Below are 26,188 nucleotides of genomic sequence, written 5' to 3' on the forward strand. Positions count from 1 at the left end.
CGCGGACGCCGTCGACCGTCCGAAACCCGAGCAGGGCAACGAAAGGAACCGCTGTGACCTCCCTCCGGATCAACCCGAGCATCCTGGCCGCGGACTTCGTCAACCTCGAGGCGGAGCTGCAGCGCATCGCCTCGGCCGATGCGGTGCACGTGGACGTCATGGACAACCACTTCGTCCCCAACCTGACGCTCGGACTCCCGATCGTGCGGCGCATCCAGGAGGTCAGCCCGCTGCCGCTGGACGTCCACCTGATGATCGAGGATGCCGACCGCTGGGCCCCGCAGTACGCGGAGGCAGGAGCCGCGTCGGTGACCTTCCATGCGGAGGCGGCAGCCGCCCCGGTCAGGCTCGCGCGCGAACTCCGCGGCGCAGGATCGAAGGCGGGCATGGCACTCCGGCCCGCGACGCCGGTGGAGCCCTACCTCGACATGCTCGCCGAGCTCGACATGCTGCTCGTCATGACGGTGGAGCCGGGATTCGGGGGACAGTCCTTCCTCGATCTCACGCTGCCCAAGATCCGCCGTGCCGCGGACGCCGTCCGGGGTGCGGGCCTGCCCCTGGTCATCCAGGTGGACGGCGGCATCACCGAGGAGACCATCCTCCGCGCAGCCGACGCCGGGGCCACCGTGTTCGTCGCCGGCTCGTCCGTCTACGGGGCGGACGACGCCTCGACCGCGATCGCCGCCCTGCGTTCGGCCGCCGGTCAGGAGAGCTAGACCCCTCTCCGGGGACTGCGGGGACTGCGGGGACGACGGCGGCACGCACCCCCGGTGCAGCCGGGTCCCGCGGTCCGGTCCGCTCCGTCAGGCCTTCGGGTCCGGCGGATCGGTCACCGTGATCCGCACGGCCAGCGCGGTCCTCGCGGCGTCCTTCAGCACCGCGAACCGGGGATCCGCGACCGTGACGAAGGGGACCTGCGGGAGCCCGGCGAAGGCAGCCAGCACGGGCTCGGCGAGGGTCGATTCCGCCAGCGCCCTGTCGCCGCCGAGCTGGAGGCACGACGGCGGATCGGCCCTGTACAGTGCTGCCGCGCGTGCGGCGGTCTCCTCCACCAGGGCGTCCGCCTGGTTCGCCCGGCGTCGCGCGAAGCGCTGCTGGGACCAGCCGCCCGCCGCCGTCCTGCCCTGGACGTACCGCGTGCCGGTCTTGGACGACAGCACCTGGCCCGACCTGGCGACGCCGACGGAGTACCCGCCGCGCCTGATCAGGAGGAGCCCGACCGTGAGGTCGGGGGCGACACCGTGCACGAGGTCCGAGAGCAGATCCGGCAGGACCTCCGCGGCGGAGGCGGCGGACCGGCCGGCGCCGGCCGGCGTGGCTCCTGGCGCGGTTGCCGGGGCAGCGCCACCGGGAAGCGGCGGGGCGAGCACGGCCGAGCAGCCGTTGCGGGCGACGATCCTGACGCCGGCGACCGTGCCATCGGCGCTCGGGGACGCCGGGGCCGGGAGGGCGGTGTAGGGACCGTTGCCAGCCTCGAAGCGGAACAGCCAGCCCGCGAGCCGATGGGGCTCGACGAGGACCGATCGGGTGGTGGACATGCTCCGCCTCTCGTGCCGCCTGCGTCAGTGGCCCACAGTAACGTTGACGCTGTGAATGATCTATTCAGCGCGGCTGCGGATGACGAGGCTGACGACGCGCCGTCCGACGGACCGCGCGCGCCGGGCACGGTGCGCCCGCGGAGCCCCCTCGCCGTCCGGATGCGTCCGCGCTCGCTGGACGAGGTGGTCGGGCAGCAGCACCTGCTCGGCTCCGGCTCGCCGCTGCGCACGCTCGCCGGCGAGCACGATCCGGGAGCGCACGCAGCGCCGTCGTCGGTGATCCTGTGGGGCCCGCCCGGTACCGGGAAGACGACGCTCGCCCACGTCATCGCGCGGGGCCAGGGCCGCACGTTCGTCGAACTCTCGGCCATCACGGCCGGCGTCAAGGACGTACGGCGGGTCATGGACGACGCCCTGACCTCCCGGGACCTGTACCGGCAGACCACCGTGTTGTTCCTCGACGAGATCCACCGGTTCAACAAGGCCCAGCAGGATGCCCTCCTGCCCGGCGTCGAGAACGGGTGGGTGGTGCTGATCGCCGCGACCACCGAGAACCCGTCCTTCTCGGTGGTGTCGCCGCTGCTGTCCCGCTCGCTGCTGCAGACCCTGAGGCCGCTCGACGAGTCGGACATCCGCGGCCTCCTGCAGCGCGCCGTCGACGACGAGCGCGGTCTGGCCGGCACCGTCGAGGTGTCCGAGGAGGCGCTCGAGCACCTCGTCCGCCTCGCGGCCGGCGACGCGCGGCGGGGACTGACGGCGCTCGAGGCGGCTGCCGGCGTCGCACTGTCCGGCACCGGCGACGGGACAGCGCCCGCAGGCCACGCACCCGCGTCGACGTCCCGTGCGGACCAGGACGACAGCGAGGACGGTGAGGAGCCACTCCCGGTCCTCGTGACGCTCGCCCACGCCGAGAAAGCCGTGGACGTCGCTGCGCTCCGCTACGACCGCGCGGGGGACCAGCACTACGACGTGGCGAGCGCGTTCATCAAGTCGCTGCGGGGATCCGACGTCGATGCTGCCCTCCACTACGTCGCGAAGATGCTCGAAGCGGGGGAGGACCCGCGGTTCATCGCCCGGCGCCTCATGATCTCGGCATCCGAAGACGTCGGGATGGCCGATCCGACGGCGCTGCAGACTGCCGTCGCGGCGGCGCAGGCGGTGCAGCTCGTGGGCATGCCGGAGGCGCGGATCATCCTGGCCGAGGCGGTGGTGCACATCGCCACGGCCCCGAAATCGAATGCGGCCTACAACGGGATCAATGCCGCCATCGCGGACGTCAGGGCGGGCCGCGGGCAGGGCATTCCCGCTCATCTGCGGGACGCACACTATCCGGGCGCGAGCCAGCTCGGCCACGGCAAGGGCTACGTCTACTCGCACGACGAGCCGCACGGCATCGCCCTGCAGCAGTACGCGCCGGACGATCTCGTGGGGCGGGACTACTACCAGCCGACCGATCGCGGGGCCGAACGGGACATCGCCTCGAGGCTGTCCAGACTGCGCCGCATCATCCGGGGGAGATAGGGCGCACGGACGACCGTGGTCATCCTTCAGTTCCCCGTGCGCGTCGGCCGGTCGCCGTCGCGACCGAGCTCCTCGTCCATGCTGCGTGTCGCGTCGGAGAGGGAGGAGGACGAGGTCCTCCTCCCTGCAGGGAGGTCGAGGGGGTAGGAGTCGGTCCCGGTCCGCCTGATTCGGCCCCGCCCTGCCTCGCTGGTAGGATGGGACGCTGACTGGCAAGTCGTCGTGTACCAGCCTCCTCTCTTATGCTCACCAGCAGGTCTCCTGCTGCGCCGCGCGGGGTGGCGGCCAGGGTCGCGGCGGACTGTAGTACCGGGAAGCGGCCAATCCCGGCTCTCCGCAAGTGGAGGCCAGCGACACCAGGAAGTGCGGACGCCCCCGTGGCGCCGGTCCGTTTCTTCGCCGCAAAAAATCGAAAGGTAGACGTGGCTAACAACACACGTGCCCGCCGGAAGGTCCGCATCTCGCGGGCCCTCGGCATCGCCCTGACCCCGAAGGCAGAGAAGTACCTCGAGCGTCGGCCGTACGCGCCGGGCCAGCACGGCCGTGCGCGTCGCAAGCAGGACAGCGACTACGCCGTACGTCTGCGTGAGAAGCAGCGCCTGCGCGCCCAGTACAACATCCGCGAAGCGCAGATGGCCCGCATCTTCGAGGAAGCCCGCCGCACCGCAGGCCTGACCGGTGAGAACCTGATCGAGCTGCTCGAGATGCGTCTCGACGCCCTCGTGCTGCGTGCCGGTTTCGCCCGGACCAGCGCCCAGGCCCGCCAGCTCATCGTGCACCGCCACATCATGGTCGACGGCGCCCGCGTGGACCGCCCGTCGTTCCGCGTGGCCGAAGGCCAGCTCATCCACGTCCACAGCCGCAGCGAGACCATGGTCCCGCTCCAGGTTGCTGCCGCTGGTGCGCACCGCGACGTCCTCCCCGCCGTCCCCGGCTACCTGGACGTCCAGCTCGACAAGCTCCAGGCACGCCTCGTGCGTCGCCCCAAGCGCTCCGAGGTCCCCGTGACCTGCGAAGAGCAGCTCGTCGTCGAGTACTACGCACGCTGATCCCCTCCGCTGACGGTCGTCTCCGCCGGCGCAGGACGAAGTGTGGACCAAGAGCCCGCGGCACACGCCGCGGGCTCTTCGTTCTGTAAGGTACTAAGAGCAAGAATTCCCACGCCCGCCCCGGAGGCGGTGCACCCCTGTGTAGAAGGAGACCGCCCATGTCAGGTGGAGATATTGCGGGCCTGATAGCTGCAGGCGTGTTCGCCGTCCTGGTGCTGCTGCTGGCCGTGCCGATCTGGAAGCTCGGGCGGGTGTTCGACGAACTGCGCAAGGCGATCCGTACCGTCACCGACGAGACGACGCCGCTGATCGAGGAGGTCACGAGCACCGTGAGCACCACCCACCAGCAGCTCAAGACCGTCGACGGCATCACCTCCAACGTCTCCGACGCGTCGGCCAACATCTCCGCCCTGTCGTCGCTGGTCGCCGCCACCGTCGGCTCCCCGCTCATCAAGGTGTCGGCGTTCTCCTACGGTGTCCGCTCGGCCCTCGCGGGCCGCAAGGCGCCTGCACGACGCCGTCGCAGCCGCTAGCCCACCAAAGAACCGGAGAGAACGATGATTCGAAGAGCCTTCTGGCTGGCAGCCGGCATCACGATCGGCGTCGTCGCCGTGCGCAAGGTGTCGCAGGCGAAGTCCACCCTCGGCCCCGAGGGGCTGAACCGCGCCGTCGGGCAGATCAGCGACAGCATCGCCGACTTCGCCGACGCCCTGCGTTCGGCCATGTCGGAGCGCGAGACCGACCTGCGCGCCGCACTCGGCGTCCAGGAGCCGGCCGCTCCCGGCGCCGAGGCGTCCGGCGGGACGCTCCCCGCGCCGCGCCGCGCCCTCGGCTAGCACCGCGCAGCCCCACAGCCCGACCGACGGCCCCGCGGGGAACGCGTCCCGCGCCCGGGCGTCGCGCCGGCGGCACGCCATGCCGCGCCGCGTCCGGTCGCCCCGGCGCCCCGACCGGTCCACCGCGTCCCGACCAACCACTGAAGGATTGCCCCATGAAGTCCCACGAGATCGCCAGTCGCTGGCTGAGCTACTTCGAGAAGAACGGGCACACGGTCGTGCCCTCGGCGTCACTGATCTCTTCCGATCCGTCGCTGCTCTTCACGGTCGCCGGGATGGTGCCCTTCATCCCGTACCTGACGGCCCGCGAGGTGGCGCCGTACAGCCGGGCCACCAGCGTGCAGAAGTGCATCCGCACGGGTGACATCGAGGAGGTCGGCAAGACCGCCCGCCACGGCACGTTCTTCCAGATGTGCGGCAACTTCTCCTTCGGCGACTACTTCAAGGCCGACGCCATCCGCCTCGCCTGGCAGCTCCTGACCAGCGACGTGGCCGACGGCGGCTTCGGCCTGCCGGCGTCCAGGCTCTGGATCACGGTCTACCACGAGGACGAGGAAGCCCTGGAGATCTGGCGTGACAGCATCGGCGTCCCGGTCGAGCGCATCCAGAAGATGGGCAAGAAGGACAACTACTGGTCCACCGGGCAGCCCGGCCCGGCCGGTCCCTGCTCCGAGATCTTCTACGACCGCGGACCCGCGTACGGAGTGGACGGCGGCCCTGAAGCCGACGACACCCGGTACGTGGAGATCTGGAACCTCGTGTTCATGCAGTACCAGCGCGGCGAGGGCACCGGCAAGGACGACTTCGAGATCCTCGGCGAGCTCCCGAAGAAGAACATCGACACGGGCCTCGGCCTCGAGCGCCTCGCCATGATTCTGCAAGGCGTCGAGAACATGTACGAGACGGACCAGGTCCGGCCCGTCCTCGACCGGGCCGCGGCTCTCAGCGGCAAGGCCTACACGAGCGCCGAGTCGCCCGAGGACCCGCACCACACCGACGACGTCCGCATGCGCGTGGTAGCCGACCACATCCGGTCCTCGCTCATGCTCATCGCCGACGGCGTCACCCCCTCCAACGAGGGCCGCGGCTACGTGCTGCGCCGCCTCATCCGCCGCGCCGTGCGTGCCATGCGCCTCCTCGGGGTCGAGAAGGCGTGCCTGCCGGAGCTGCTGCCGGCATCACGCGATGCCATGAAGGGCGTCTACCCGGAGGTCGAGAAGGACTTCGAACGCATCAGCCGGATCGCGTACGCGGAGGAGAAGGCATTCCTGCGCACCATCGCCTCGGGTACGGCCCGGCTCGAGGAAGCCGTCCGGGAGTCGCTCGCCGAGGAACGTCCCCTGTCCGGCCAGGATGCCTTCACGCTGCACGACACCTACGGTTTCCCGATCGACCTGACCCTCGAGATGGCGGAGGAGGCGGGACTGGCCGTGGACGCCGACGGCTTCCGCTCGCTCATGCTCGAGCAGCGCCGGCGCGCCCAGGCGGATGCCCGCGGGAAGAAGGCCGGCCACGCCGACCTCTCGGTCTTCAACGAACTCCTCGGACGCGGCCAGACGATCTTCACCGGCTACGACGAGCTGACGTCCGAGGCGACGATCATCGGCGTGCTCGACAAGGGCGCGTCGGTCCCGAGTGCGCTCCAGGGCGACGAGATCGAGCTCGTCCTCGACCAGACCCCGTTCTACGCGGAGGCGGGCGGCCAAGCGGCAGATGTCGGCCTGATCACTGGGGACGGCTTCGTCGTCGAGGTCCTCGACGTCCAGCGGCCCGTCAAGGGCCTCAGCGTGCACCGCGCCGTCGTGCGGGAGGGCGAGGTCGCCCAGGGTGCAACGGTGACGGCTGCCGTCGACCGCCAGCGCCGCCACGCAGGGGAGCAGGCCCACTCGGGGACGCACATCGTCCACGCCGCCCTGCACGAGATCCTCGGTCCCGAGGCGCTCCAGCGCGGGTCCTTCAACAAGGCCGGATACCTGCGCTTCGACTTCTCCTGGGGCGAGGGCATCAGCGCCGCGGCCCGCTCGGAGATCGAGGAGGTCTCCAACATCGCGATCCGCAACAACTACGAGGTCGAGACGAAGATCATGTCCCTCGCGGACGCCAAGGCCCTCGGCGCGACGGCCCTCTTCGGTGAGGCGTACGGCGACACTGTCCGCGTGGTCGAGATGAACGCCGAGTTCTCCCGCGAGCTGTGCGGCGGCACGCACGTGGCGTCCACGTCGCTCATCGGCAGCCTGACGCTCCTCGGCGAGCAGTCCGTCGGATCGGGTAACCGGCGCGTGGAGGCCCTCGTCGGGCTCGACGCGTTCCGGCACCTCGCCGCCGAGCGGGCCCTCGTCTCCGAGCTCTCCGACATGCTGAAGGTGCCGTCCGCCCAGCTGCCCGAGCGCCTCTCCGCCACGCTGAACAAGCTCAAGGCCGCGGAGAAGGAACTCGACCGGCTCCGCAAGGAACAGCTCGCCGCGGCCGCGGGATCGCTCGTCGACACGGCCGTCGACGTCGACGGCGTGCGCGTCGTCGCGCACGACGCCGGCGAGATCGGCGGCGCGGACGAACTGCGGACGCTCGTGCTCGACCTGCGCGGACGCCTGGGATCCGAACCGGCAGTGGTCGCCGCGACCGGCGTCTCGCAGGACCGACCGCTCGTGCTCGTCGCGACCAACGAGGCGGCGCGGACCGCCGGCGTGAAGGCCGGAGCACTGGTCCGCACGGCGGCGAAGATCCTCGGCGGCGGCGGCGGCGGCAAGGACGACGTCGCGCAGGGCGGCGGTTCGGACGCCTCGCGCATCCCCGACGCACTCTCCGCCATCCGCACGGCTGTAGCGGAACGCTGACGCCTCCCATGACGGACGACGGCGCGGGAGCGGCGACCGGGAACCCGGACGCCGCTCCCTATCCCCGCGGTCCGAAGCTCGGGGTGGATGTCGGGCAGGTCCGCGTGGGGCTCGCCGGCTGCGACCGGGACGGCCTGCTGGCCACCCCCATCCGGACGCTGAAGCGCGACGCGCGCAAGAACAGCGACGTCCGGATCCTCGTCCGGGAAGCCGTGGAACGCGGCGCCGTCCAGATCGTCGTGGGACTTCCGAAGAACCTCAGCGGCCGGGAGGGCGCGTCCGCCGACATGGCCCGGACCTATGCCGGCCTGGTGGCCGAGGAATTGATCCGCCAGTCCCACCCGGTGCCGGTACGCTTGGTCGATGAACGGCTGAGCACGGTATCGGCCCACCGTTCGCTCCACGCGGCTGGTCTGAGCAGCCGCGAGCATCGTAAAGTGGTGGATCAGGTGGCTGCTGTCGAAATTCTCCAGCACGCCATCGACATGCAACGTTCACGTGGACGGGACGTGGGGGATCCGGTTCCTGTGCGTGAGGCAGAGGTCGCTCAGGGCCTCCCGCCGACCCCTACTGAGGAGCCAGTTATCAAGGACAGTTCGTCGAGCACGAGGGAACCGGAGTCATGAGTAACCGTACCGGCCAGTCTCCCGCCTCCCGCGACTCCGACGGCCGACACGGCCCCGGGACCCACGCCGGGGACGAGGGGTACGCCCACCCCGAGCCCGTGGAGGAGTTCTTCGCCGCGCAGGACGACCCGCGGCCCGACCGCCGGCCGCAGTCGTCCAAGATGCGGCAGCGACGGCGCCTGCGCCGCACCGTCGTCATGCTCGTCGTCCTCATGCTGTTCGCGGGCACGGTCTACGGCGCCGCGATGATGCTGCGTGACTTCCTCGGACTCGACGACGTCACCGACTACGCAGGGCCCGGCGGCGAGGAGACCGTGTTCACGGTCCCCTCGGGGGCCGGTGCCCTCGCGATCGGCGAGGGCCTCGAGACCGCCGACATCGTCGCCGACTCGGCGACCTTCGTCACGGCGCTCTCGGCGATCGCGGAGGGCCGCGAGGTCCAGCCGGGCGAATACGAGATGCGCCTGCAGATGTCCTCCTCGGATGCCGCGGAGGCGCTGCTGGGCGCCGACCCGTCCCTCGTGTCCTACGCCGCCGTCGCGCGGGACCTCCGGCAGAACGAGGTCTTCGACATCCTCACCGAATCGACGGGTATCCCGCGCGCCGAGTTCGAGGCACTCGCGGCCGCACCGACGCAGTTCGGCCTCCCGCCGCAGGCACTCTCGCTCGAGGGCTACCTGCACCCGGGGGAGTACCGCTTCGACGTCGAGGCCGGCGCCACGGACATCATCGCCGAGATGGTCAAGGCCACGACGGACCGCCTGGCGCAGGACGGCGTCACCGATCCGAACAAGCAGTACGAGATCCTCACCATCGCGAGCATCGTGCAGGCCGAGGCCGGCGAGGGCGACTACGCGACCGTGGCCGGCTCGATCAACAACCGGCTCACGCCCGGCAACACCGAGACCAACGGCCTCCTGCAGTCCGACGCCACCGTGGCTTACGGGCTGGGCAAGCGGACCTACCAGCTGACGCCGGAGGAGAAGGCGGACACGTCCAACCCGTACAACACCTTCGCGAACCCCGGCCTGCCGAAGGGTCCCATCGGCTCCCCGAGCGACGAGGCCATCGACGCGACGGTCAATCCGGCGGACGTGCCGTTCTACTTCTGGGTGACGGTGAACCTCGACACGGCCGAGACCAAGTTCTCCGAGACCTACGCGGAGCACCTGCGCTACGTCGCCGAGTACGACGCCTGGTGCGCCGACAACGCCGGACGGTGCGAGTAGGTGCCCTGGGCGGCACCGGGGGTACCGGGGGCGCCTCCGCGTCTCCGAGCCGCCGTCATCGGTTCCCCCATCGGCCACTCCAAGTCGCCGCTGCTCCACGCGGCGGCCTACCGGGCCCTGGGGATCGACTGCTCCTACACCGCCGTCGAGGTCGCTGAAGCGGACCTCACCGACTTCGTCGCCGGAGTGCGACGCTCCGACGGCTGGCGCGGACTGTCCGTCACCATGCCGCTGAAGGGCGGCATGGCCCGGCTCGTCGACCACACCACGGACCCGGCGTCGGTGCTCGGGGTGGTCAACACCGTCGTCGTCGAAGGGCACGGCGCGGACCGGGTCCTCACCGGACACAACACCGACGTCGCGGGAGTGGCGAACGCCCTGGCCGCCGCCGGCGTCCGGCGGCCCGAGCGGGCCGCCGTACTCGGGGGAGGTGGCACCGCTGCCGCGGCCGTCGCGGGGCTCGCCCGGCTCGGTGCCACCGAGGTCACGGTGCTCGTGCGCCGGCCGGAGGCGGCCACCGGGCTCGCGACGATCGGGACCGCGCTCGGCATCGGCGTCACGGTCGAGCCCTGGGGCGGGGCAGGACGGGCGCTGGCGGAGTCGGACGTCGTCATCTCCACGCTCCCGCCCCGCGCAGCGGACGCGCTCTGCCCCCTCCGGGACGGTTTCCGCACGGACGGGACGCTGCTCGACGTCGCCTACGACCCATGGCCCAGCGCCCTCGCAGCGGACTGGCAGCGCGCCGGCGGCACGATCGTGCCCGGCCTCGACATGCTGCTCCACCAGGCGGTCGAACAGGTCCGCCTGTTCTTCCCGGACATCGGGCAGGACAGCGCGACGGTCTTAAACGTGATGTGTGACGCAGTGGGCGCCCCCCGGCACTGAAGCCTGCAGTGCTGCATGGCAGTATGGAAACCATGTTGCGTTGGTTGACGGCAGGAGAATCGCACGGCCCCGCCGTGGTCGGGATCATCGAGGGCATGCCCGCGGGAGTGGGCATCACGAGTACCGACATCCAGGAAGCACTGGCCCGCCGCCGCCTCGGCTACGGGCGCGGAGCCCGCATGAAGTTCGAGCAGGACTCCGTCCGCATCCTCGGCGGCGTGCGCCACGGCCTCACGCAGGGCGGACCCGTGGCCATCGAGGTCGCCAACACCGAGTGGCCCAAGTGGGAGAAGATCATGTCCGCGGATCCGCTCGGCGAGGAGGACGCCGCCGAACTCGCCGCCTCGGCACGCAACGCACCCCTCACCCGGCCCCGGCCGGGGCACGCGGACTTCACGGGCATGCAGAAGTACGGTTTCGACGAGGCTCGCCCCGTCCTCGAGCGCGCGAGTGCCCGCGAGACCGCCACGCGCGTGGCCCTCGGCACGGTGGCCGCGAAGTTCCTCGAGGGCCTCGGCATCCGGCTGGTCAGCCACACGGTGTCCATCGCCTCCGTGTCCGTCCCCGAGGACGCGCCCCTGCCCGGTCCGAACGACGTCATCGCGCTCGACACCGACCCGCTGCGGTGCTTCCACCGGGACACCTCGGACGCGATGGTGGCCGAGGTCGACGCCGCGCACAAGGAGGGCGAGACCCTCGGGGGAGTCGTCGAGGTGGTCGCCTACGGCCTGCCGCCGGGACTCGGGAGCTACGTCCACTGGGACCGCCGGCTCGACTCGCGCCTCGCTGCCGCCCTCATGGGGATCCAGGCCATCAAGGGCGTCGAGGTGGGCGACGGGTTCGAGACCGCCGCGCGCCGCGGAACCGCCGCACACGACGAGATCGTCCGGAACGAGGACGGCAAGATCGTCCGTGTCAGCAACCGCGCGGGCGGCATCGAGGGCGGCATGAGCATCGGCGACGCACTCCGCGTCCGCGCCGCGATGAAGCCCATCGCCACGGTTCCGCGCGCACTGCGCACGGTGGACGTGAGCACGGGTGCCGCCGCCCGGGCCCACCACCAGCGCTCCGACGTGTGCGCCGTGCCGGCGGCGGGAGTGGTCGCCGAGGCCATGACCGCGCTGGTGCTGGCCGAGGCGGTCACCGAGAAGTTCGGCGGCGACTCCCTCGCGGAGACCGCCCGCAACCTGCAGAGCTACCTCGAGAACATCCCGGAGTTCCTGGACTCCGCCGGCGTGTGATGGAGACCCGTTCGCGCCTGGTGCTCATCGGGCCCATGGCATCGGGCAAGTCGGCGGTGGGGCGCGCACTCGCGCAGCGCCTGCACGTCCCCTTCATCGACTCGGACCGCGTGATCGTCGAACGGCACGGCAGTATCGGCTCCCTCTTCGCCCGCGAGGGTGAGCAGTTCTTCCGGAGCATCGAGGCCGACGTGGTGGGCGAGGCCCTGAGGACCGACGACGCCGTCGTCTCCCTCGGTGGCGGAGCTGTGCTCCATCCGCGGACCCGTGCGCTGCTCGCCGATGCCACCGTGGTGTTCCTCGACACCGACATCGACACCGTCCTGCCCCGCATCAGCGCGGACACAGCCCGTCCCCTCCTCGCGGGGAGTCCGGCCGAGCGCTGGCAGGAGCTCTACGCGCAGCGCCGTCCCACCTACGCCTCCCTCGCGTCGATCACCATCGACACGCGCGGCCGCTCGGTGCGCGCCGTCGCCGACGCAGTGCTGCAGGAACTGCCCCGAGACCACCGGGCCGACCGTGACGTCGTCCCGGCACAGATCATCCACCCGAACGACGAAAGCGGGACGCAACCCCATGTCGACTGACGACGCGACCATCATCCCGGTGACCGGCAGCACTCCCGAGAACACCTACGACGTCGTCGTGGGACGGGGACTGCTGGGCCGCCTGCCGGCGATCCTCGGGGAGCGGGTGCGCCGCGTGCTGGTCATCCACCCGCGTGCCCTGCGCGCCACGGGAGACACCGTGCGCGCCGAACTCGCCGATGCCGGCTTCACGGCCGTGACGGCCGAGATCCCGGACGCCGAGGAGGGCAAGCACATCCAGGTGGCCGCCTTCTGCTGGCAGGTGCTCGGCCAGAACGACTTCACCCGCTCCGACGCCGTCGTCACGGTAGGTGGCGGAGCGGTGACGGACCTCGGCGGGTTCGTCGCAGCCACCTGGCTGCGCGGCGTGCGGGTGGTGCACCTTCCCACGAGCCTCCTCGGGATGGTGGACGCCGCTGTCGGCGGCAAGACGGGCATCAACACGGCCGAGGGGAAGAACCTCGTGGGCGCCTTCCACCCGCCGGCGGCGGTCCTCGCCGACCTGGACGCCCTGGGCACGCTGCCGAAGAACGAGCTCGTGACCGGGCTCGCGGAAGTGGTCAAGTGCGGCTTCATCGCGGACCCCGTCATCCTCGACCTGATCGAGCAGGACACCGCGGCCGCCACGGACGCGGCATCGCCGGTGCTGCGCGAGCTCGTGGAACGCGCCATCCGGGTGAAGGCCGACGTCGTCTCGGAGGACCTGCGCGACACGGGCCGCCGTGAGTACCTCAACTACGGCCACACCCTCGGGCACGCCATCGAGCTCGCCGAGCGGTACTCCTGGCGCCATGGCGCCGCGGTGTCGGTGGGCCTGGTCTTCGCGGCCGAACTCTCCCGGATGGTGGGGCGGCTCAGCGACGCGGACGCCGACCGCCACAGGGCCATCCTCGAATCCCTCGGGCTCCCCGTGACCTACCGCCGGGACCGCTGGGCGTCCCTCCTCGACGGGATGCGCCGCGACAAGAAGTCCCGTGGCGACCTCCTCCGCTTCGTCGTGCTCGACGGCATCGGCCGGCCCGGCATGCTCGAGGTCCCCGACACCTCCCTGCTCTTCGCCGCCTATCAGGAGATCGCCTCCTGAGCGGCGGCGACGGTCCTCCGCACGGCCACGGGAGCCCGCCGCGCCGCGCGGGGTAGACTGGCTTCTGGACTTTTGGCGCGACTCCGCGCGCCCGCTGTGCCTCGGCCGGCCCATCCATCCGCGAAACCGACGAAAGTGAATCTGTGGCGACCACGAACGACATCAAGAACGGCACTGTGCTGAAACTCGAGGGCAACCTCTGGAACGTCCTCGAATTCCAGCACGTCAAGCCCGGCAAGGGTGGAGCATTCGTCCGCACCAAGCTCCGCAACATCCTCTCCGGCAAGGTGGTCGACAAGACCTTCAACGCAGGCCTCAAGATCGAGACGGCCACCGTGGACCGCCGCGACTACCAGTACCTGTACAAGGACGGCGAGGACTTCGTCTTCATGGACACCACGGACTACGACCAGATCACCGTGCCCGGCAAGGTGGTCGGCAACGCCGCGAACTTCATGCTCGAGAGCCAGATGGCCACCATCGCCATGCACGAGGGCTCACCGCTCTACGTCGAGCTCCCCGCGTCCGTCACGCTGGAGATCACCTACACCGAGCCGGGCCTGCAGGGCGACCGCTCGACCGGCGGCACCAAGCCCGCGACGGTCGAGACCGGCCACGAGATCCAGGTCCCGCTGTTCTTGGGAAACGGCACCAAGGTCAAGGTCGACACCCGGACCGGCGAGTACCTGGGACGCGTCAACGAGTGAGCGCCCGCAGTAAGGCCCGACGCCGGGCCCTCGACATCCTCTTCGAATCGACGCAGCGCGAAATACCTGCCCTCGAGGTCATCCGCGCACGCCGCGAGAAGACGGACATGGTCATCGCCGACTACACGGTGGACATCGTCGAGGGCGTCCTCGAGCACCAGGAGCAGATCGACGAGTTCCTCAGCACCTACTCCCAGGGCTGGACGCTCGACCGCATGCCCGCGGTGGACCTCATGATCCTGCGGATCGGCAGCTGGGAACTGCTGTACAACGACGACGTCCCCGACGGCGTCGCGGTGAGCGAGGCCGTGGAGCTCGCCAAGGTCCTCTCCACCGACGAGTCGCCGAAGTTCGTCAACGGCCTCCTCGGCCGGCTGCAGCAGCTCAAGCCGACCCTGCTCGCGTAGCTCCGCCGACGGATCCTCCGCCACCGGAAGCTCCCGCTGATCGCCCTCCGGGCCGTCGACGGGAGCTTCCCGCGTTCCCGGCCCGGAGCGTGCGGGTGCGCGTCAGCGGGCGGCCGATGCCAGCTGGAAGATCCGCGCGCGCCGCTGCGTGGCGTCGTCCAGGAGCCTGCGTTCCTCGGCGGCGTAGTCGGCGTCGCGCCGTCCGCCCAGCATGCGCTGCCGCGTGTAGGCGATCCGCGATCCGGTGCGGATGAACGCGCGCATGTCCCGCTCGGCGCCCACGGACTGCGCCCAGGCGAGCGCCTGCGACCGGCCCGGGCGCGTCGCCAGCATCCGCACCTCCTCGGGCGTGAACCAGCCGGCCCGGGCGTAGTCGCCGAGCCGTGCCTCGGTCAGGCGGCGCTCGGAGCGGCGCAGGAGGACGACGGAGATCACCGCGGCGACGAACAGCGGCACCTGGACCACGAGGTAGAACAGGAAGAAATCGTTGAACAGCACGAGGGTACCGCCGTTCCACAGCATGTGCCCCGCGATCGCCGGGAGGAGGCCGAGGACGAAGGCCCCGAGGATCCGGGCGTTCCCGCCGCCACGGCTCAGCGCGAACCCGAGGACGAAGCCGAGCAGCGAGGTGAACATGACGTGGGCGAAGGGCGAGAACAGGCCGCGCAGGATGAAGACGCCCACCAGCGCGCCGGCGTTCCCCGACTCCGCCACGGCGGAACCGAAGTACAGGATGTTCTCCGTGAACGCGAAGCCCGCCGCCACCGTCCCGGCGTAGACGATGCCGTCCACGGGGCCGTCGAAATGGCTACGACGCGTGTAGACGAGGATCAGCACGCCGAGCCCCTTGGCGAACTCCTCGACCAGCGGCGCCTGCAGCACCGGCCCGATCACCTCCGGTGAGCTGGTGCCGAGCGCGCTGACCAGCAGTTCCACGACATAGGTGCCGAGCAGCAGCGTCACGACGACGGAGGTGCCGGCACCCCAGAGGAACGCGAAGAGCAGGGCGCCGCGCGGTTCGGGATCCCACCGGTCGATCCAGCGCAGGCCCAGCAGGCAGATGCCCAGCGGCACGAGGGCGAGGATGCCGCAGAGCAGGAACGCGGACGGACCCAGCGACAGGGAGAGCAGGAGCAGGACGCCTGCCACGACGAGGGCCGCGACGATCACGAGGAGCACGTTGAGCACGCCGTGGCGGCGCGGGGGAGGCTGGTTCCAGACGGGCTGGAAGGGGTGCCCTGCAGTGCGGGCGGGCGCCGGACGGTGGTGCCGTACCGTGGTCGCGCCCCACCAGCCCTGCAGCTGCTGCGGCTGCTGCCGCGGTCGATGGTGGCCGTCGGGGTGGTGGTCCACGCCCCCGGGACCGTTCCACCGCGGGCCGCCCGCGCCTGCTCCGGAATCGTTTCTCGCCATGGTGCAACCCTAGGGGCAAGCGGCGCTGTGATAGTTTTGACGGTGCAACCAGCCTTTAAATTCCGTCCAGTGAGGCGGGGAAGGAGGAAGCGTGTTATGAACGTGCCTGCCTCGGAAACCGGCATCCACAAGCGCGTCGTTCTCGCAGAAGCAGACATCGACCGTGCTCTCACGCGCATCGCCCATGAGATCCTCGAGGCGAACAAGGGGCCGCGTGATCTCGTCCTCCTCGGCATCCCGCGCAGGGGTTTCCCCCTGGCGCAGCGGCTCGCCCAGAAGATCGCGGCCGTCGACCCGTCCGTCGACGCGGATCTCATCACGGGACAGCTCGACGTCACCCTGTACCGTGACGACCTCCAGCGCAATCCCACCCGCTCGCCGCTCGCCACCCAGCTCCCGCCGTCGGGCATCGACGACAAGGTCGTGGTGCTGGTCGACGACGTCCTGTACTCGGGACGCACCATCCGTGCGGCCCTCGACGCCCTCGCGGATCTCGGACGCCCGCGCATCGTGCGCCTCGCGGTCCTCGTGGACCGCGGGCACCGGGAACTGCCCATCCGCGCCGACCACGTCGGCAAGAACCTCCCGACGTCCTCCCGCGAGCGCGTGCGGGTCCACCTCGCGGAGATCGACCTGATCGGGGGTTCCGCGGTGAACGAGGTCGTCATCGAGGACCGCGCGTGAAGCACCTGCTCAGCACCCAGGACCTCTCCGCGAGGAACGCCCTGCGCCTGCTGGATGTCGCCGAGGAGATGTCCGCCGTGGGGGAGCGGGAGATCAAGAAGCTCCCGGCCCTGCGCGGACGCACCGTGGTGAACCTCTTCTTCGAGGACTCCACGCGCACGCGCATCTCCTTCGAGGCCGCGGCCAAGCGCCTGTCCGCGGACGTCATCAACTTCGCGGCGAAGGGCTCCTCCGTGTCGAAGGGGGAATCCCTGAAGGACACGGCCCAGACCCTCGAGGCGATGAGCGCGGACGCCGTCGTCATCCGCCACCCGGCGTCCGGGGCACCGGCCCGCCTCGCCGCGTCGGGCTGGATCGACGCGGCCGTGGTCAACGCCGGCGACGGGACCCACGAACACCCCACCCAGGCACTGCTCGACGCGTTCACCCTGCGCCGCCACTGGGCCCGGATCGGCGGCGGCCCCTCGGCCGGCACCACGCTCGCCGGGATGAAGGTCCTGATCGTCGGTGACGTCCTCCACTCCCGGGTGGCCCGCTCCAACGTGTGGCTCCTGACGACCCTGGGTGCGGAGGTCCTGCTCGCGGGCCCGCCCACGCTGCTGCCCGTCGGCGTCGGTTCCTGGCCCTGCACGGTGTACTACAACCTCGACGACGCCCTTGCGCAGCGCCCCGACGCCGTCATGATGCTCCGCCTGCAGGCGGAGCGCATGAACGCCGCGTTCTTCCCGTCGACACGCGAGTACTCGCGGCGCTGGGGCTTCGACGACGGACGCCTCGCGCTGCTCGACACGATGGGCCTGCACGACACGGTCATCATGCACCCCGGACCCATGAACCGCGGGCTCGAGATCTCCTCCGCCGCGGCCGACTCGCCCCGCTCCACGGTGCTCGCCCAGGTCCGCAACGGGGTGTCCGTGCGCATGGCGGCGCTCTACCTGCTGCTCTCGGGCGACCACCACGACGAGCAGGACGGCGAGATGCACGACGAACTGCCCGCCACGACGCCGGAAGGCCGCATCAAGTGACGACGAACACCAGCACTCTGCCCGAATACCTCATCGTGGGCGCCTCGATCGCAGGCGGCGCCCCGGAGGACCTGCTGGTCCGCGACGGCGTTCTCGCCGCCGTCGGGCCGTCCGCGGCGGCTGACGCCTCGGCGGCCGCGATCACCATCGACGCCGAGGGCCTCGTGGCCCTGCCCGGCATGGTGGACCTCCACACGCATCTGCGCGAGCCGGGCCGGGAGGACGCCGAGACCGTCGAGACCGGATCGCGCGCTGCCGCACTGGGTGGCTTCACGGCGGTCCACGCCATGGCCAACAGCTCGCCCGTGGCCGACACCGCGGGTGTCGTGGAGCAGGTGTACCGCCTCGGCCTCGCCTCGGGCTGGGTGGAGGTCCGCCCGGTGGGCGCCGTGACCGTGGGTCTCGGCGGGGAACGGCTCGCGGAACTCGGGGCGATGGCGGAGTCCCGCGCGTCGGTCCGGGTCTTCTCCGACGACGGCGTCTGCGTCTCCGATCCGGTGCTCATGCGCCGGGCGCTCGAGTACGTCAAGGCCTTCGACGGCGTCATCGCACAGCACGCCCAGGAGCCGCGGCTCACCGAGGGTGCCCAGATGAACGAGGGCGACGTCTCGGCGGTCCTCGGGCTCACCGGCTGGCCCGCCGTCGCGGAGGAGAGCATCATCGCCCGTGACGTCCTGCTCGCCCAGCACGTCGGGTCGAGGCTGCACGTCTGCCACGTGTCCACCGCGGGGTCGGTGGAGATCATCCGCTGGGCCAAGGCACGCGGCATCGACGTCACCGCCGAGGTCACGCCGCACCACCTGCTCCTCACGGATGAACTCGTCCGCAGCTACGACCCGGTCTACAAGGTCAATCCGCCGCTGCGCACCTCCGGCGACGTCCACGCCCTGCGGGCCGCCCTCGCCGACGGCACCATCGATGTCGTCGGCACGGACCACGCCCCGCACCCGAGCGAGCACAAGGAGTGCGAGTGGGCCCAGGCCGCGATGGGCATGACCGGCCTCGAGACCGCCCTGTCGGTGGTGCAGCACACGATGGTGGAGACCGGCCTGCTCGACTGGGAGGGCTTCGCCCGGGTCACGTCGGTCGCCCCTGCCCGGATCGGCCGCCTCGCCCACCAGGGCCGTCCCCTGGCGACCGGCGAGCCCGCGAACCTGATCCTCGTCGATCCCGCCGCGCGGTGGACGGTCGATCCCGCGACCATGGCCACGAAGGGCCGCAACAGCCCCTTCCGCGGCCTCGAGCTGCCCGGCAGCGTGCGGGCCACGTTCTACGGCGGCCACCCCACGGTGCTCGACGGACGCCTGGCCACGCCCCGGCCGGCCGCGGGACCTGCGACGACCCAGGAGGCGCGGGCATGGAGTATCTAGGCTGGGTGGCCCTCGCCGTCGGCATCATCGTCGTCGTCGTCGCCCTGATGGCCCTCGGCTGGCGCAACCGGCTCCGCCGCCAGGCGGACGTCGCGGAACCCCCGGAAGCTCCCGCCGATCCCGGCCCCGTACTCTACGAGGCCGAGGGCCAGTACGTCGCGACGACGACGGCGGGGGACTGGCTCGACCGCATCGCGGTGCACGGGCTGGGCCTGCGGGGCAACGCCGTCGCCACCGTGTACGCCGCCGGTGTCCTGATCACGCGCAGGGGTGCACGCTCCGTGTACATCCCGCGCACCGACCTCACGTCGGTCCACCTCGCCAGCGGCATGACCGGCAAGTTCGTCGAGAAGGAGGGCCTGGTCGTGATCACCTGGCTCCTCGGCACCGAGCGGGTCGATACGGGCTTCCGGACCCGCCATGCCGCCTCCAAGGCCCAGCTCGTCGCAGCCATCGCGGCGCTCGTGCCGGCCCCACCCCCCGCTACGACCCACCACCGAACTCCACCGACCCCCGAAGGCAGGGAACAGCTGTGAGCACCGTCCAATCCAAGGCACCGGTCCATCGGAAGGCACCCGCGGTGCTCGTCCTCGAGGACGGGCGGACCTTCCGCGGCCGCGCCTACGGCGCCGAGGGCACCGCCCTCGGCGAGGCCGTCTTCGCCACCGGCATGACCGGCTACCAGGAGACCATCACCGACCCCTCCTACGCGCGCCAGCTGGTGGTCCAGACGGCGCCCCACATCGGCAACACCGGGGTCAACGCCGACGACGCCGAGTCCCGGCGGATCTGGGTGGCCGGGTACATCATCCGCGACGCCGCACGCCGCCCGTCGAACTGGCGCTCCGAGCAGAGCCTCGACGACCAGCTGCGCGAGCAGGGCGTCGTCGGGATCGAGGGCGTCGACACGCGCGCCATCACCCGCCACCTGCGCGAGCGCGGGGCCATGCGTGCCGGGATCTTCTCCGGCGAGGACGCCTCGCAGCCGGAGGGCCGGCTGCTCGAGCAGGTCGTCGCCCAGCCGTCCATGGCGGGCGCGCGCCTGGCCGACGAGGTCAGCATCGACGCCGCGTACGTCGTCGAGCCGGCCGACCACGGCTGGACAGGCGAGACGGTGGCGACGATCGCCGCGCTGGATCTCGGCATCAAGGCCATGACGCCCAAGCACTTCGCGCAGCGCGGCGTACGCACTGTCGTCCTGCCGGCCGGCGCGACCTTCGACGACATCGCGGCCGCGCGGCCCGACGGCGTGTTCATGTCCAACGGCCCGGGTGATCCGGCCACCGCGGACGCGCAGGTGGACCTCCTCCGGCGCGTGCTCGATGAGCGGATGCCGTTCTTCGGCATTTGCTTCGGCAACCAGATCCTCGGACGCGCCCTCGGCTTCGGGACGTACAAGCTCCGCTACGGCCACCGCGGCATCAACCAGCCGGTCCTGGACCGCCGCACCGGCAAGGTGGAGATCACGTCGCAGAACCACGGCTTCGCGGTCGACGCGCCCCTCGACGGCCCCGTCGAGGCGCCCGCCGGACGCTACGGCCGCGTCGAGGTCAGCCACGTCAGCCTGAACGACGACGTCGTCGAGGGCCTCGCGTGCCTGGACCTGCCCGCGTTCTCCGTCCAGTACCACCCCGAGGCGGCGGCGGGTCCCCACGACTCCGCCTACCTCTTCGACCGCTTCATCGACCTCATGCAGACCGAGAAGGAACGCGCGGGCTCGGGCGACGCCCGCGCGGCGTCGGCCCTCGATGCCCCCTCCGAGTCGGAGGCGCTCGAGCGTGCGGCCGCCGCAGAACTCGGCACGCACGGATCCAAGGTGACGGGCACGCAGCCCCGGCACAGCCCCGCAGAACAGAGCAGCACCACGCAGGAAGAGAACTGATGCCCCGCAGAACCGACCTCAAGAGCGTCCTGGTCATCGGCTCAGGGCCGATCGTCATCGGCCAGGCCGCCGAATTCGACTACTCGGGAACCCAGGCGCTGCGCGTCCTGCGCGAGGAGGGCCTGCGCGTCATCCTCGTGAACTCGAACCCCGCCACGATCATGACCGACCCCGAGTTCGCGGACGCCACCTACGTGGAGCCGATCACGCCCGACGTCGTCGCGAAGATCATCGAGAAGGAGCGGCCGGACGCCCTGCTGCCGACCCTCGGCGGGCAGACGGCGCTGAACACGGCCATCGCCCTCGACAAGAACGGCGTCCTGGAGAAGTTCGGCGTCGAGCTGATCGGGGCGAACATCGCCGCCATCGAGCTCGGCGAGGACCGCGAGAAGTTCAAGGGCGTCGTCGAGCGCTGCGGTGCCGAGTCCGCCCGCTCCGCCATCATCCACTCGATCGACGAGGCCCTCGTGGCGGCGGAGGACCTGGGCTACCCGATGGTCGTCCGTCCCTCGTTCACGATGGGCGGCCTCGGGTCCGGACTCGCGTACACGGAGCAGGACCTGCGCCGGATCGTCGGCCAGGGCCTGCAGTACAGCCCCACGAGCGAGGTCCTGCTCGAGGAGAGCATCCTCGGCTGGAAGGAGTACGAGCTCGAGATGATGCGCGACAAGAACGACAACGTCGTGGTCGTCTGCTCCATCGAGAACTTCGATCCCGTCGGCGTGCACACCGGCGACTCCATCACCGTGGCGCCGGCCCTGACCCTCACCGACCGGGAGTACCAGCGCCTCCGCGACATCTCCATCGCCGTCATCCGTGAGGTCGGCGTCGACACGGGCGGCTGCAACATCCAGTTCGCCGTCGAGCCGGACACCGGGCGCGTCGTCGTCATCGAGATGAACCCGCGCGTGTCGCGGTCCTCCGCGCTGGCGTCGAAGGCCACGGGCTTCGCGATCGCCAAGATCGCGACGAAGCTGTCCCTCGGCTACACGCTCGACGAGATCCCGAACGACATCACCCTGAAGACCCCGGCCTCGTTCGAGCCGACGCTCGACTACGTGGTGGTCAAGGTCCCGCGGTTCGCATTCGAGAAGTTCCCGGCCGCCGACCCCACGCTCACCACCACCATGAAGTCCGTCGGCGAGGCGATGGCGATGGGCCGCAACTTCACCGAGGCGCTCCAGAAGGCGCTCCGCTCGCTCGAGCAGAAGGGCTCCCAGCTGTCCTTCGCCCCGGTCGCGGTCGAGGACGTCGACGCCCTCGTCGAGGCTGCGAAGCGCCCCACCACCGAACGACTCTCGCAGGTGCAGCGCGCGCTGCTCGGCGGCGCGAGCGTGGAGCGGCTGTACGAGGCCACCGGGATCGACCCGTGGTTCCTCGACCAGCTCGTGCTCCTCAACGAGGTGGCCGAGGAGGTGCGCTCGGCGCCGAACCTGACGGAGGACGTGCTGCGGCACGCCAAGCGCCACGGCTTCTCCGACGAGCAGATCGGGCTGCTGACCTCCACCCCCGACGCCGTCGTACGCGGTGTCCGGCACGCCCTCGGCATCCGCCCGGTCTTCAAGACGGTGGACACGTGCGCCGCGGAGTTCGCGGCCTACACGCCGTACCACTACTCGTCCTACGACGAGGAGGACGAGGTGGAGCAGCACGAGAAGCCTTCGGTCATCATCCTCGGCTCCGGACCCAACCGGATCGGCCAGGGGATCGAGTTCGACTACTCGTGCGTCCACGCCACCATGGCGCTGCGCGAGGCCGGCTACGAGACCGTGATGGTCAACTGCAATCCCGAGACGGTCTCCACCGACTACGACATCTCCACGCGCCTGTACTTCGAGCCGCTGACCCTCGAGGACGTCCTGGAGGTCATCGCCGCGGAGCAGCGTACCGGTGGCGTGCTCGGCGTGTTCGTGCAGCTCGGCGGCCAGACACCGCTCAAGCTCGCCCAGGAACTGGCCGACGCCGGCATCCCGATCCTCGGCACCTCGCCGGAGGCCATCGACCTCGCCGAGCACCGCGGGGCCTTCAGCCGCGTCCTCGACGCGGGCGGGCTCATCGCGCCGAAGAACGGCACCGCGGTGTCCTTCGAGGACGCCAGGACGATCGCCGACGACATCGGCTACCCCGTCCTCGTCCGCCCCTCCTACGTGCTGGGCGGCCGCGGCATGGAGATCGTCTACGACGAGGCCAACCTCTCCCGCTACATCACGAACGCCACGGAGATCACCGAGGCGCATCCCGTGCTGATCGACCGCTTCCTCGAGGACGCCATCGAGATCGACGTCGACGCCCTGTACGACGGCACGGAGATGTACCTCGGCGGGATCATGGAGCACATCGAGGAGGCCGGGATCCACTCCGGCGACTCGGCGTGCGTGCTGCCGCCCATCACCCTCGGCGCCGACGTCCTGCAGCGCGTCCGCGAGGCGACGATAGCCATCGCCGAAGGGGTCGGCGTCCGCGGACTCATCAACATCCAGTTCGCCCTCGCCTCGGACGTGCTCTACGTCCTCGAAGCGAACCCCCGCGCCTCGCGGACCGTGCCCTTCGTGTCGAAGGCCACGGGCGTGCAGCTCGCCAAGGGCGCCGCGCTCATCGGGACCGGGGTCACGGTCGCCGAGCTCCGCACGCGGGGCCTGCTGCCCGCGCGGGGCGACGGCGGATCCCTCCCGCTGGACGCCCCGGTGTCCGTCAAGGAGGCCGTCCTGCCGTTCAGCCGCTTCCGCACGCCGGAGGGCACCGTGGTGGACTCGCTGCTGGGCCCGGAGATGCGTTCGACGGGCGAGGTCATGGGGATCGACAAGTACTTCGACACCGCCTTCGCCAAGAGCCAGGCCGCGGCCAACGCGGCCCTGCCCGTCAGCGGCAAGGTCTTCGTGTCGGTGGCGAACCGCGACAAGCGCTCGATCATCATGCCGGTCAAGCGCCTCGTGGACCTCGGCTTCGAGATCGTCTCGACCGGCGGCACCGCGGACGTCCTCCGCCGTAACGGCATCCAGGCGACCACGGTCCGCAAGGTCGCCGAGGGAGCGGGCGAGGGCCGGGGCACCGTCGTCGACCTCATCACCGAGGGCGGCATCGACATGATCATCAACACGCCCTCGGGCGGCCAGGCGCGCGGAGACGGCTACGAGATCCGGGCGGCCGCGACCTCCTACGGGCTGCCGGTCATCACCACCATCCCCGAGGTGGGGGCCGCCGTCCAGGCGATCGAGGCCATGCGTTCCTACGAGTGGTCCGTCACGAGCCTGCAGGAACACGCGGCGAACCTGCGTGCCTCCACCGAGGCCCGCGATGCCTCCTGAGGCCGGCGCCGCCGCGCGCCGCGCCCCCTTCGGGGAGCGGCTCGCCGTGGCCCGCGCCGCCAGGGGCAGCCTCTGCGTCGGCATCGACCCCCACCCCGCCCTGCTGGGTGCCTGGGGGCTCGAGGACTCGCCGGGCGGCCTCGAACGGTTCTCGCTCGCGGTGCTCGACGCCGTCGGGCCCGTGGCGGCGGCCGTGAAACCCCAGGTGGCCCTCTACGAGCGCCACGGGGCACGCGGACTCGCCGTCCTCGAGACGCTCCTGGTGCGCGCAGCGGAGGCCGACGTCCTGACCATCGCCGACGCGAAGCGCGGCGACATCGGCTCGACCATGCAGGCGTACGCGGAGGCGTGGCTGGGGGAGGGCCGGCCCCTCGCCGCCGACGCCGTCACGCTCAACCCCTACCTGGGCTTCGAGTCGCTCCGTCCCGCGCTCGATCTCGCGGCGGCCACGGGCCGCGGCGTGTTCGTCCTCGCGCTGACCTCGAACCCGGAGGGCCGCACCGTGCAGCATGCCGGCGGGGAGGAGTCCGTGGCGCGGTCCATCGCCCGCGCCGCCGCAGCCGAGAACGTCGGCCCCGGTCCCGGATCCGTCGGGCTCGTCGTCGGGGCGACGATCGGCGACGCGGCACACCGGCTCGGCCTGGACCTGGACTCACTCAACGGCCCGATCCTCGCGCCCGGGGTGGGCGCCCAGGGTGCGGGGCAGGAGGAACTCGCCGCCGCATTCGGGTCGGCCCTGCCGTTCGTGCTCCCCACGTCGAGCCGCGCCATCCTGGCCGCCGGGCCCGACGGCGGGGACCTGCGCTCCGCCGCCGAGCGGACGCGCGACGGGCTCCGGTGAGCCGGGGCGCGCATTGATTTCGGACGGGTGCGCCCGGTAGGTTCGGTTCCGGACCGACCCCGTGCCGGTCCCGTTCGACCTCCGTCCCGGCCCGAGTCCTCCTCGGGCGATCCATCCGACGAGCGGTCGCCGTCCTGCAGGGCGGCGTCCAGCGCAGGGAGCACCCGTGAGCCTCAAGCCATTGACGGACGTCGAGCGAACGCGGGCACGCGAGAAGGCGACGGCGGCACGGGCGGTGCGGGCGGACATCAAGGCCCGACTGAAGACCGGTAAGCTCTCAGTGGCGGACGTGATCGAGAATTCCGGCGGCGAGGACGCCGTGGGCCGCCTCCGGGTCCTGGATCTCCTCAAGGCACTGCCCGGCGTCGGGGACGTCCGGGCGGCGGCGATCATGGCGGACGTCGGGATCGCCGCGACACGTCGCGTGCGAGGCCTCGGCATCCACCAGCGCACGGCTCTCGTCTCATACCTCGAACACCATCATTCTGGCTCGGCCAGCAAGTAAGGAAGCGTTTGTGTTGCAGCCCAGGTTGACTGTCCTCGCCGGCCCGACGGCGGTCGGCAAGGGAACCGTCTCGACCTACATCCGGGACAACTACCCCGAGGTGTGGCTCTCCGTCTCCGCGACCACGCGCCCGCCGCGACCCGGCGAGGTGGACGGCGTGCACTACTTCTTCGTCGCGCCCGAGGAGTTCGACTCGCTCATCGCCGACGGTCAGCTGCTGGAGTGGGCCGTGGTCCATGGCCGCAACCGCTACGGGACGCTGCGCCGCACGGTCCAGGCCGCGATGGACGAGGGCCGCACGGTGCTCCTCGAGATCGACCTGCAGGGCGCGCGGCAGGTCAAGGAGAGCATGCCGGAGGCCAACTTCGTCTTCCTCGCCCCGCCGAGCTGGGACGAGATGGTGCGCCGCCTCGTGGGCCGCGGCACCGAAACGCCCGAGGAACAGCAGCAACGGCTGGAAACCGCTAAACTGGAACTTGCCGCCGAGCCGGAATTCAACCACACCGTCGTCAACGACTCCGTGGAGCATGCGGCAGACGAGCTCGTATCACTGATGGGACTGCGTCCGCTGCAGCGCTGAGAAGCCCCGCAGCAGCCGTTCCGCCTAATATTTGGAGAT

General features: G+C 71.0%; 25 protein-coding genes. 23 read left to right on the forward strand and 2 right to left on the reverse strand.

The annotated features are described in order from the left end of the window. The first annotated feature begins 53 nt into the window (after positions 1-53). On the forward strand, positions 54-716 hold the full coding sequence (rpe, locus tag ACX80U_RS09355; protein WP_459268179.1) for a ribulose-phosphate 3-epimerase: 663 nt from the start codon (positions 54-56) through the stop codon (positions 714-716). A gap of 87 nt (positions 717-803) precedes the next feature. Here the strand turns inward: rpe and ACX80U_RS09360 are convergent, their stop codons facing one another. Further along, a complete protein-coding gene (locus tag ACX80U_RS09360; protein ID WP_459268180.1) occupies positions 804-1,538 on the reverse strand; it encodes an acVLRF1 family peptidyl-tRNA hydrolase in 735 nt (244 codons plus the stop codon). Positions 1,539-1,589: 51 nt separating this feature from the next. On the opposite strand from ACX80U_RS09360, the gene ACX80U_RS09365 reads away from it, so the two are divergent. The 13 genes from ACX80U_RS09365 (at position 1,590) to nusB (ending at position 14,544) form a co-directional block, all read left to right on the forward strand. Then, a complete protein-coding gene (locus tag ACX80U_RS09365; RefSeq protein WP_133080600.1) occupies positions 1,590-3,059 on the forward strand; it encodes a replication-associated recombination protein A in 1,470 nt (489 codons plus the stop codon). Between the two features lie 422 nt (positions 3,060-3,481). Next, entirely contained in the window at positions 3,482-4,108 is a 627-nt protein-coding gene (gene rpsD / locus ACX80U_RS09370; protein WP_055771608.1) for a 30S ribosomal protein S4, read from the forward strand. Between the two features lie 158 nt (positions 4,109-4,266). Continuing rightward, complete coding sequence (locus ACX80U_RS09375) at positions 4,267-4,641, forward strand: DUF948 domain-containing protein (RefSeq protein ID WP_133080599.1); 375 nt, start codon at positions 4,267-4,269, stop codon at positions 4,639-4,641. A 24-nt stretch (positions 4,642-4,665) separates the two neighbouring features. Continuing rightward, positions 4,666-4,944 (forward strand): DUF6167 family protein, encoded by a 279-nt coding sequence (locus tag ACX80U_RS09380; RefSeq protein ID WP_133080598.1) that lies wholly within the window; start codon positions 4,666-4,668, stop codon positions 4,942-4,944. Positions 4,945-5,099: 155 nt separating this feature from the next. Next, positions 5,100-7,778: an alanine--tRNA ligase gene (gene alaS, locus ACX80U_RS09385; protein WP_459268181.1), complete on the forward strand. Its 2,679-nt coding sequence runs from the start codon at positions 5,100-5,102 to the stop codon at positions 7,776-7,778. Positions 7,779-7,786: 8 nt separating this feature from the next. After that, positions 7,787-8,404 carry a Holliday junction resolvase RuvX gene (ruvX, locus tag ACX80U_RS09390; protein ID WP_459268182.1) on the forward strand — a complete coding sequence of 206 codons (618 nt, stop codon included), beginning with the start codon at positions 7,787-7,789 and terminating at the stop codon, positions 8,402-8,404. Then, the gene (gene mltG, locus ACX80U_RS09395) at positions 8,401-9,633 is read left to right on the forward strand and encodes an endolytic transglycosylase MltG (RefSeq protein WP_133080595.1); all 1,233 of its coding nucleotides are present in this window, start codon (positions 8,401-8,403) and stop codon (positions 9,631-9,633) included. Before ruvX ends, mltG begins: the two co-directional genes overlap by 4 nt. After that, positions 9,634-10,518, forward strand: a complete 885-nt coding sequence (locus ACX80U_RS09400; RefSeq protein ID WP_459268183.1) for a shikimate dehydrogenase — start codon at positions 9,634-9,636, stop codon at positions 10,516-10,518. A gap of 32 nt (positions 10,519-10,550) precedes the next feature. Continuing rightward, positions 10,551-11,759: a chorismate synthase gene (aroC, locus tag ACX80U_RS09405; RefSeq protein ID WP_133080593.1), complete on the forward strand. Its 1,209-nt coding sequence runs from the start codon at positions 10,551-10,553 to the stop codon at positions 11,757-11,759. Continuing rightward, positions 11,759-12,346 carry a shikimate kinase gene (locus tag ACX80U_RS09410; RefSeq protein WP_133080592.1) on the forward strand — a complete coding sequence of 196 codons (588 nt, stop codon included), beginning with the start codon at positions 11,759-11,761 and terminating at the stop codon, positions 12,344-12,346. The genes aroC and ACX80U_RS09410 overlap by 1 nt, the downstream gene beginning before the upstream one ends. Further along, positions 12,336-13,430, forward strand: coding sequence for a 3-dehydroquinate synthase (aroB, locus tag ACX80U_RS09415; RefSeq protein ID WP_459268184.1), 1,095 nt, complete (start codon positions 12,336-12,338; stop codon positions 13,428-13,430). The genes ACX80U_RS09410 and aroB overlap by 11 nt, the downstream gene beginning before the upstream one ends. A 143-nt stretch (positions 13,431-13,573) precedes the next feature. Next, entirely contained in the window at positions 13,574-14,137 is a 564-nt protein-coding gene (gene efp, locus ACX80U_RS09420; RefSeq protein WP_133080590.1) for an elongation factor P, read from the forward strand. Next, the gene (gene nusB / locus ACX80U_RS09425) at positions 14,134-14,544 is read left to right on the forward strand and encodes a transcription antitermination factor NusB (protein WP_133080589.1); all 411 of its coding nucleotides are present in this window, start codon (positions 14,134-14,136) and stop codon (positions 14,542-14,544) included. The genes efp and nusB overlap by 4 nt, the downstream gene beginning before the upstream one ends. A gap of 102 nt (positions 14,545-14,646) precedes the next feature. Here nusB and ACX80U_RS09430 read toward each other — a convergent pair whose 3' ends face one another. Further along, positions 14,647-15,957, reverse strand: coding sequence for a PrsW family intramembrane metalloprotease (locus ACX80U_RS09430; RefSeq protein WP_459268185.1), 1,311 nt, complete (start codon positions 15,955-15,957; stop codon positions 14,647-14,649). A 96-nt stretch (positions 15,958-16,053) separates the two neighbouring features. Between ACX80U_RS09430 and pyrR the strand changes: the two genes are divergently transcribed. The 9 genes from pyrR to gmk all read left to right on the forward strand — a co-directional run bounded on the left by pyrR (position 16,054) and on the right by gmk (position 26,149). Next, positions 16,054-16,641 (forward strand): bifunctional pyr operon transcriptional regulator/uracil phosphoribosyltransferase PyrR, encoded by a 588-nt coding sequence (pyrR, locus tag ACX80U_RS09435; protein ID WP_133080587.1) that lies wholly within the window; start codon positions 16,054-16,056, stop codon positions 16,639-16,641. Further along, positions 16,638-17,666, forward strand: a complete 1,029-nt coding sequence (locus ACX80U_RS09440) for an aspartate carbamoyltransferase catalytic subunit (RefSeq protein WP_459268186.1) — start codon at positions 16,638-16,640, stop codon at positions 17,664-17,666. The genes pyrR and ACX80U_RS09440 overlap by 4 nt, the downstream gene beginning before the upstream one ends. Further along, positions 17,663-19,036 carry a dihydroorotase gene (locus tag ACX80U_RS09445; protein WP_459268187.1) on the forward strand — a complete coding sequence of 458 codons (1,374 nt, stop codon included), beginning with the start codon at positions 17,663-17,665 and terminating at the stop codon, positions 19,034-19,036. The genes ACX80U_RS09440 and ACX80U_RS09445 overlap by 4 nt, the downstream gene beginning before the upstream one ends. After that, positions 19,024-19,572, forward strand: a complete 549-nt coding sequence (locus tag ACX80U_RS09450) for a PH-like domain-containing protein (RefSeq protein WP_459268188.1) — start codon at positions 19,024-19,026, stop codon at positions 19,570-19,572. The genes ACX80U_RS09445 and ACX80U_RS09450 overlap by 13 nt, the downstream gene beginning before the upstream one ends. After that, entirely contained in the window at positions 19,569-20,918 is a 1,350-nt protein-coding gene (carA, locus tag ACX80U_RS09455) for a glutamine-hydrolyzing carbamoyl-phosphate synthase small subunit (RefSeq protein ID WP_133080583.1), read from the forward strand. The genes ACX80U_RS09450 and carA overlap by 4 nt, the downstream gene beginning before the upstream one ends. Further along, entirely contained in the window at positions 20,918-24,223 is a 3,306-nt protein-coding gene (gene carB, locus ACX80U_RS09460; protein WP_459268189.1) for a carbamoyl-phosphate synthase large subunit, read from the forward strand. The genes carA and carB overlap by 1 nt, the downstream gene beginning before the upstream one ends. Next, on the forward strand, positions 24,213-25,064 hold the full coding sequence (gene pyrF / locus ACX80U_RS09465) for an orotidine-5'-phosphate decarboxylase (protein WP_459268190.1): 852 nt from the start codon (positions 24,213-24,215) through the stop codon (positions 25,062-25,064). The genes carB and pyrF overlap by 11 nt, the downstream gene beginning before the upstream one ends. 166 nt (positions 25,065-25,230) lie before the next feature. Continuing rightward, positions 25,231-25,569, forward strand: a complete 339-nt coding sequence (gene mihF / locus ACX80U_RS09470) for an integration host factor, actinobacterial type (RefSeq protein WP_459268191.1) — start codon at positions 25,231-25,233, stop codon at positions 25,567-25,569. A 10-nt stretch (positions 25,570-25,579) separates the two neighbouring features. Next, positions 25,580-26,149, forward strand: a complete 570-nt coding sequence (gmk, locus tag ACX80U_RS09475; RefSeq protein WP_459268192.1) for a guanylate kinase — start codon at positions 25,580-25,582, stop codon at positions 26,147-26,149. Positions 26,150-26,188 lie beyond the last annotated feature (39 nt).

It is taken from the genome of Arthrobacter sp. TmT3-37 (assembly GCF_054510835.1).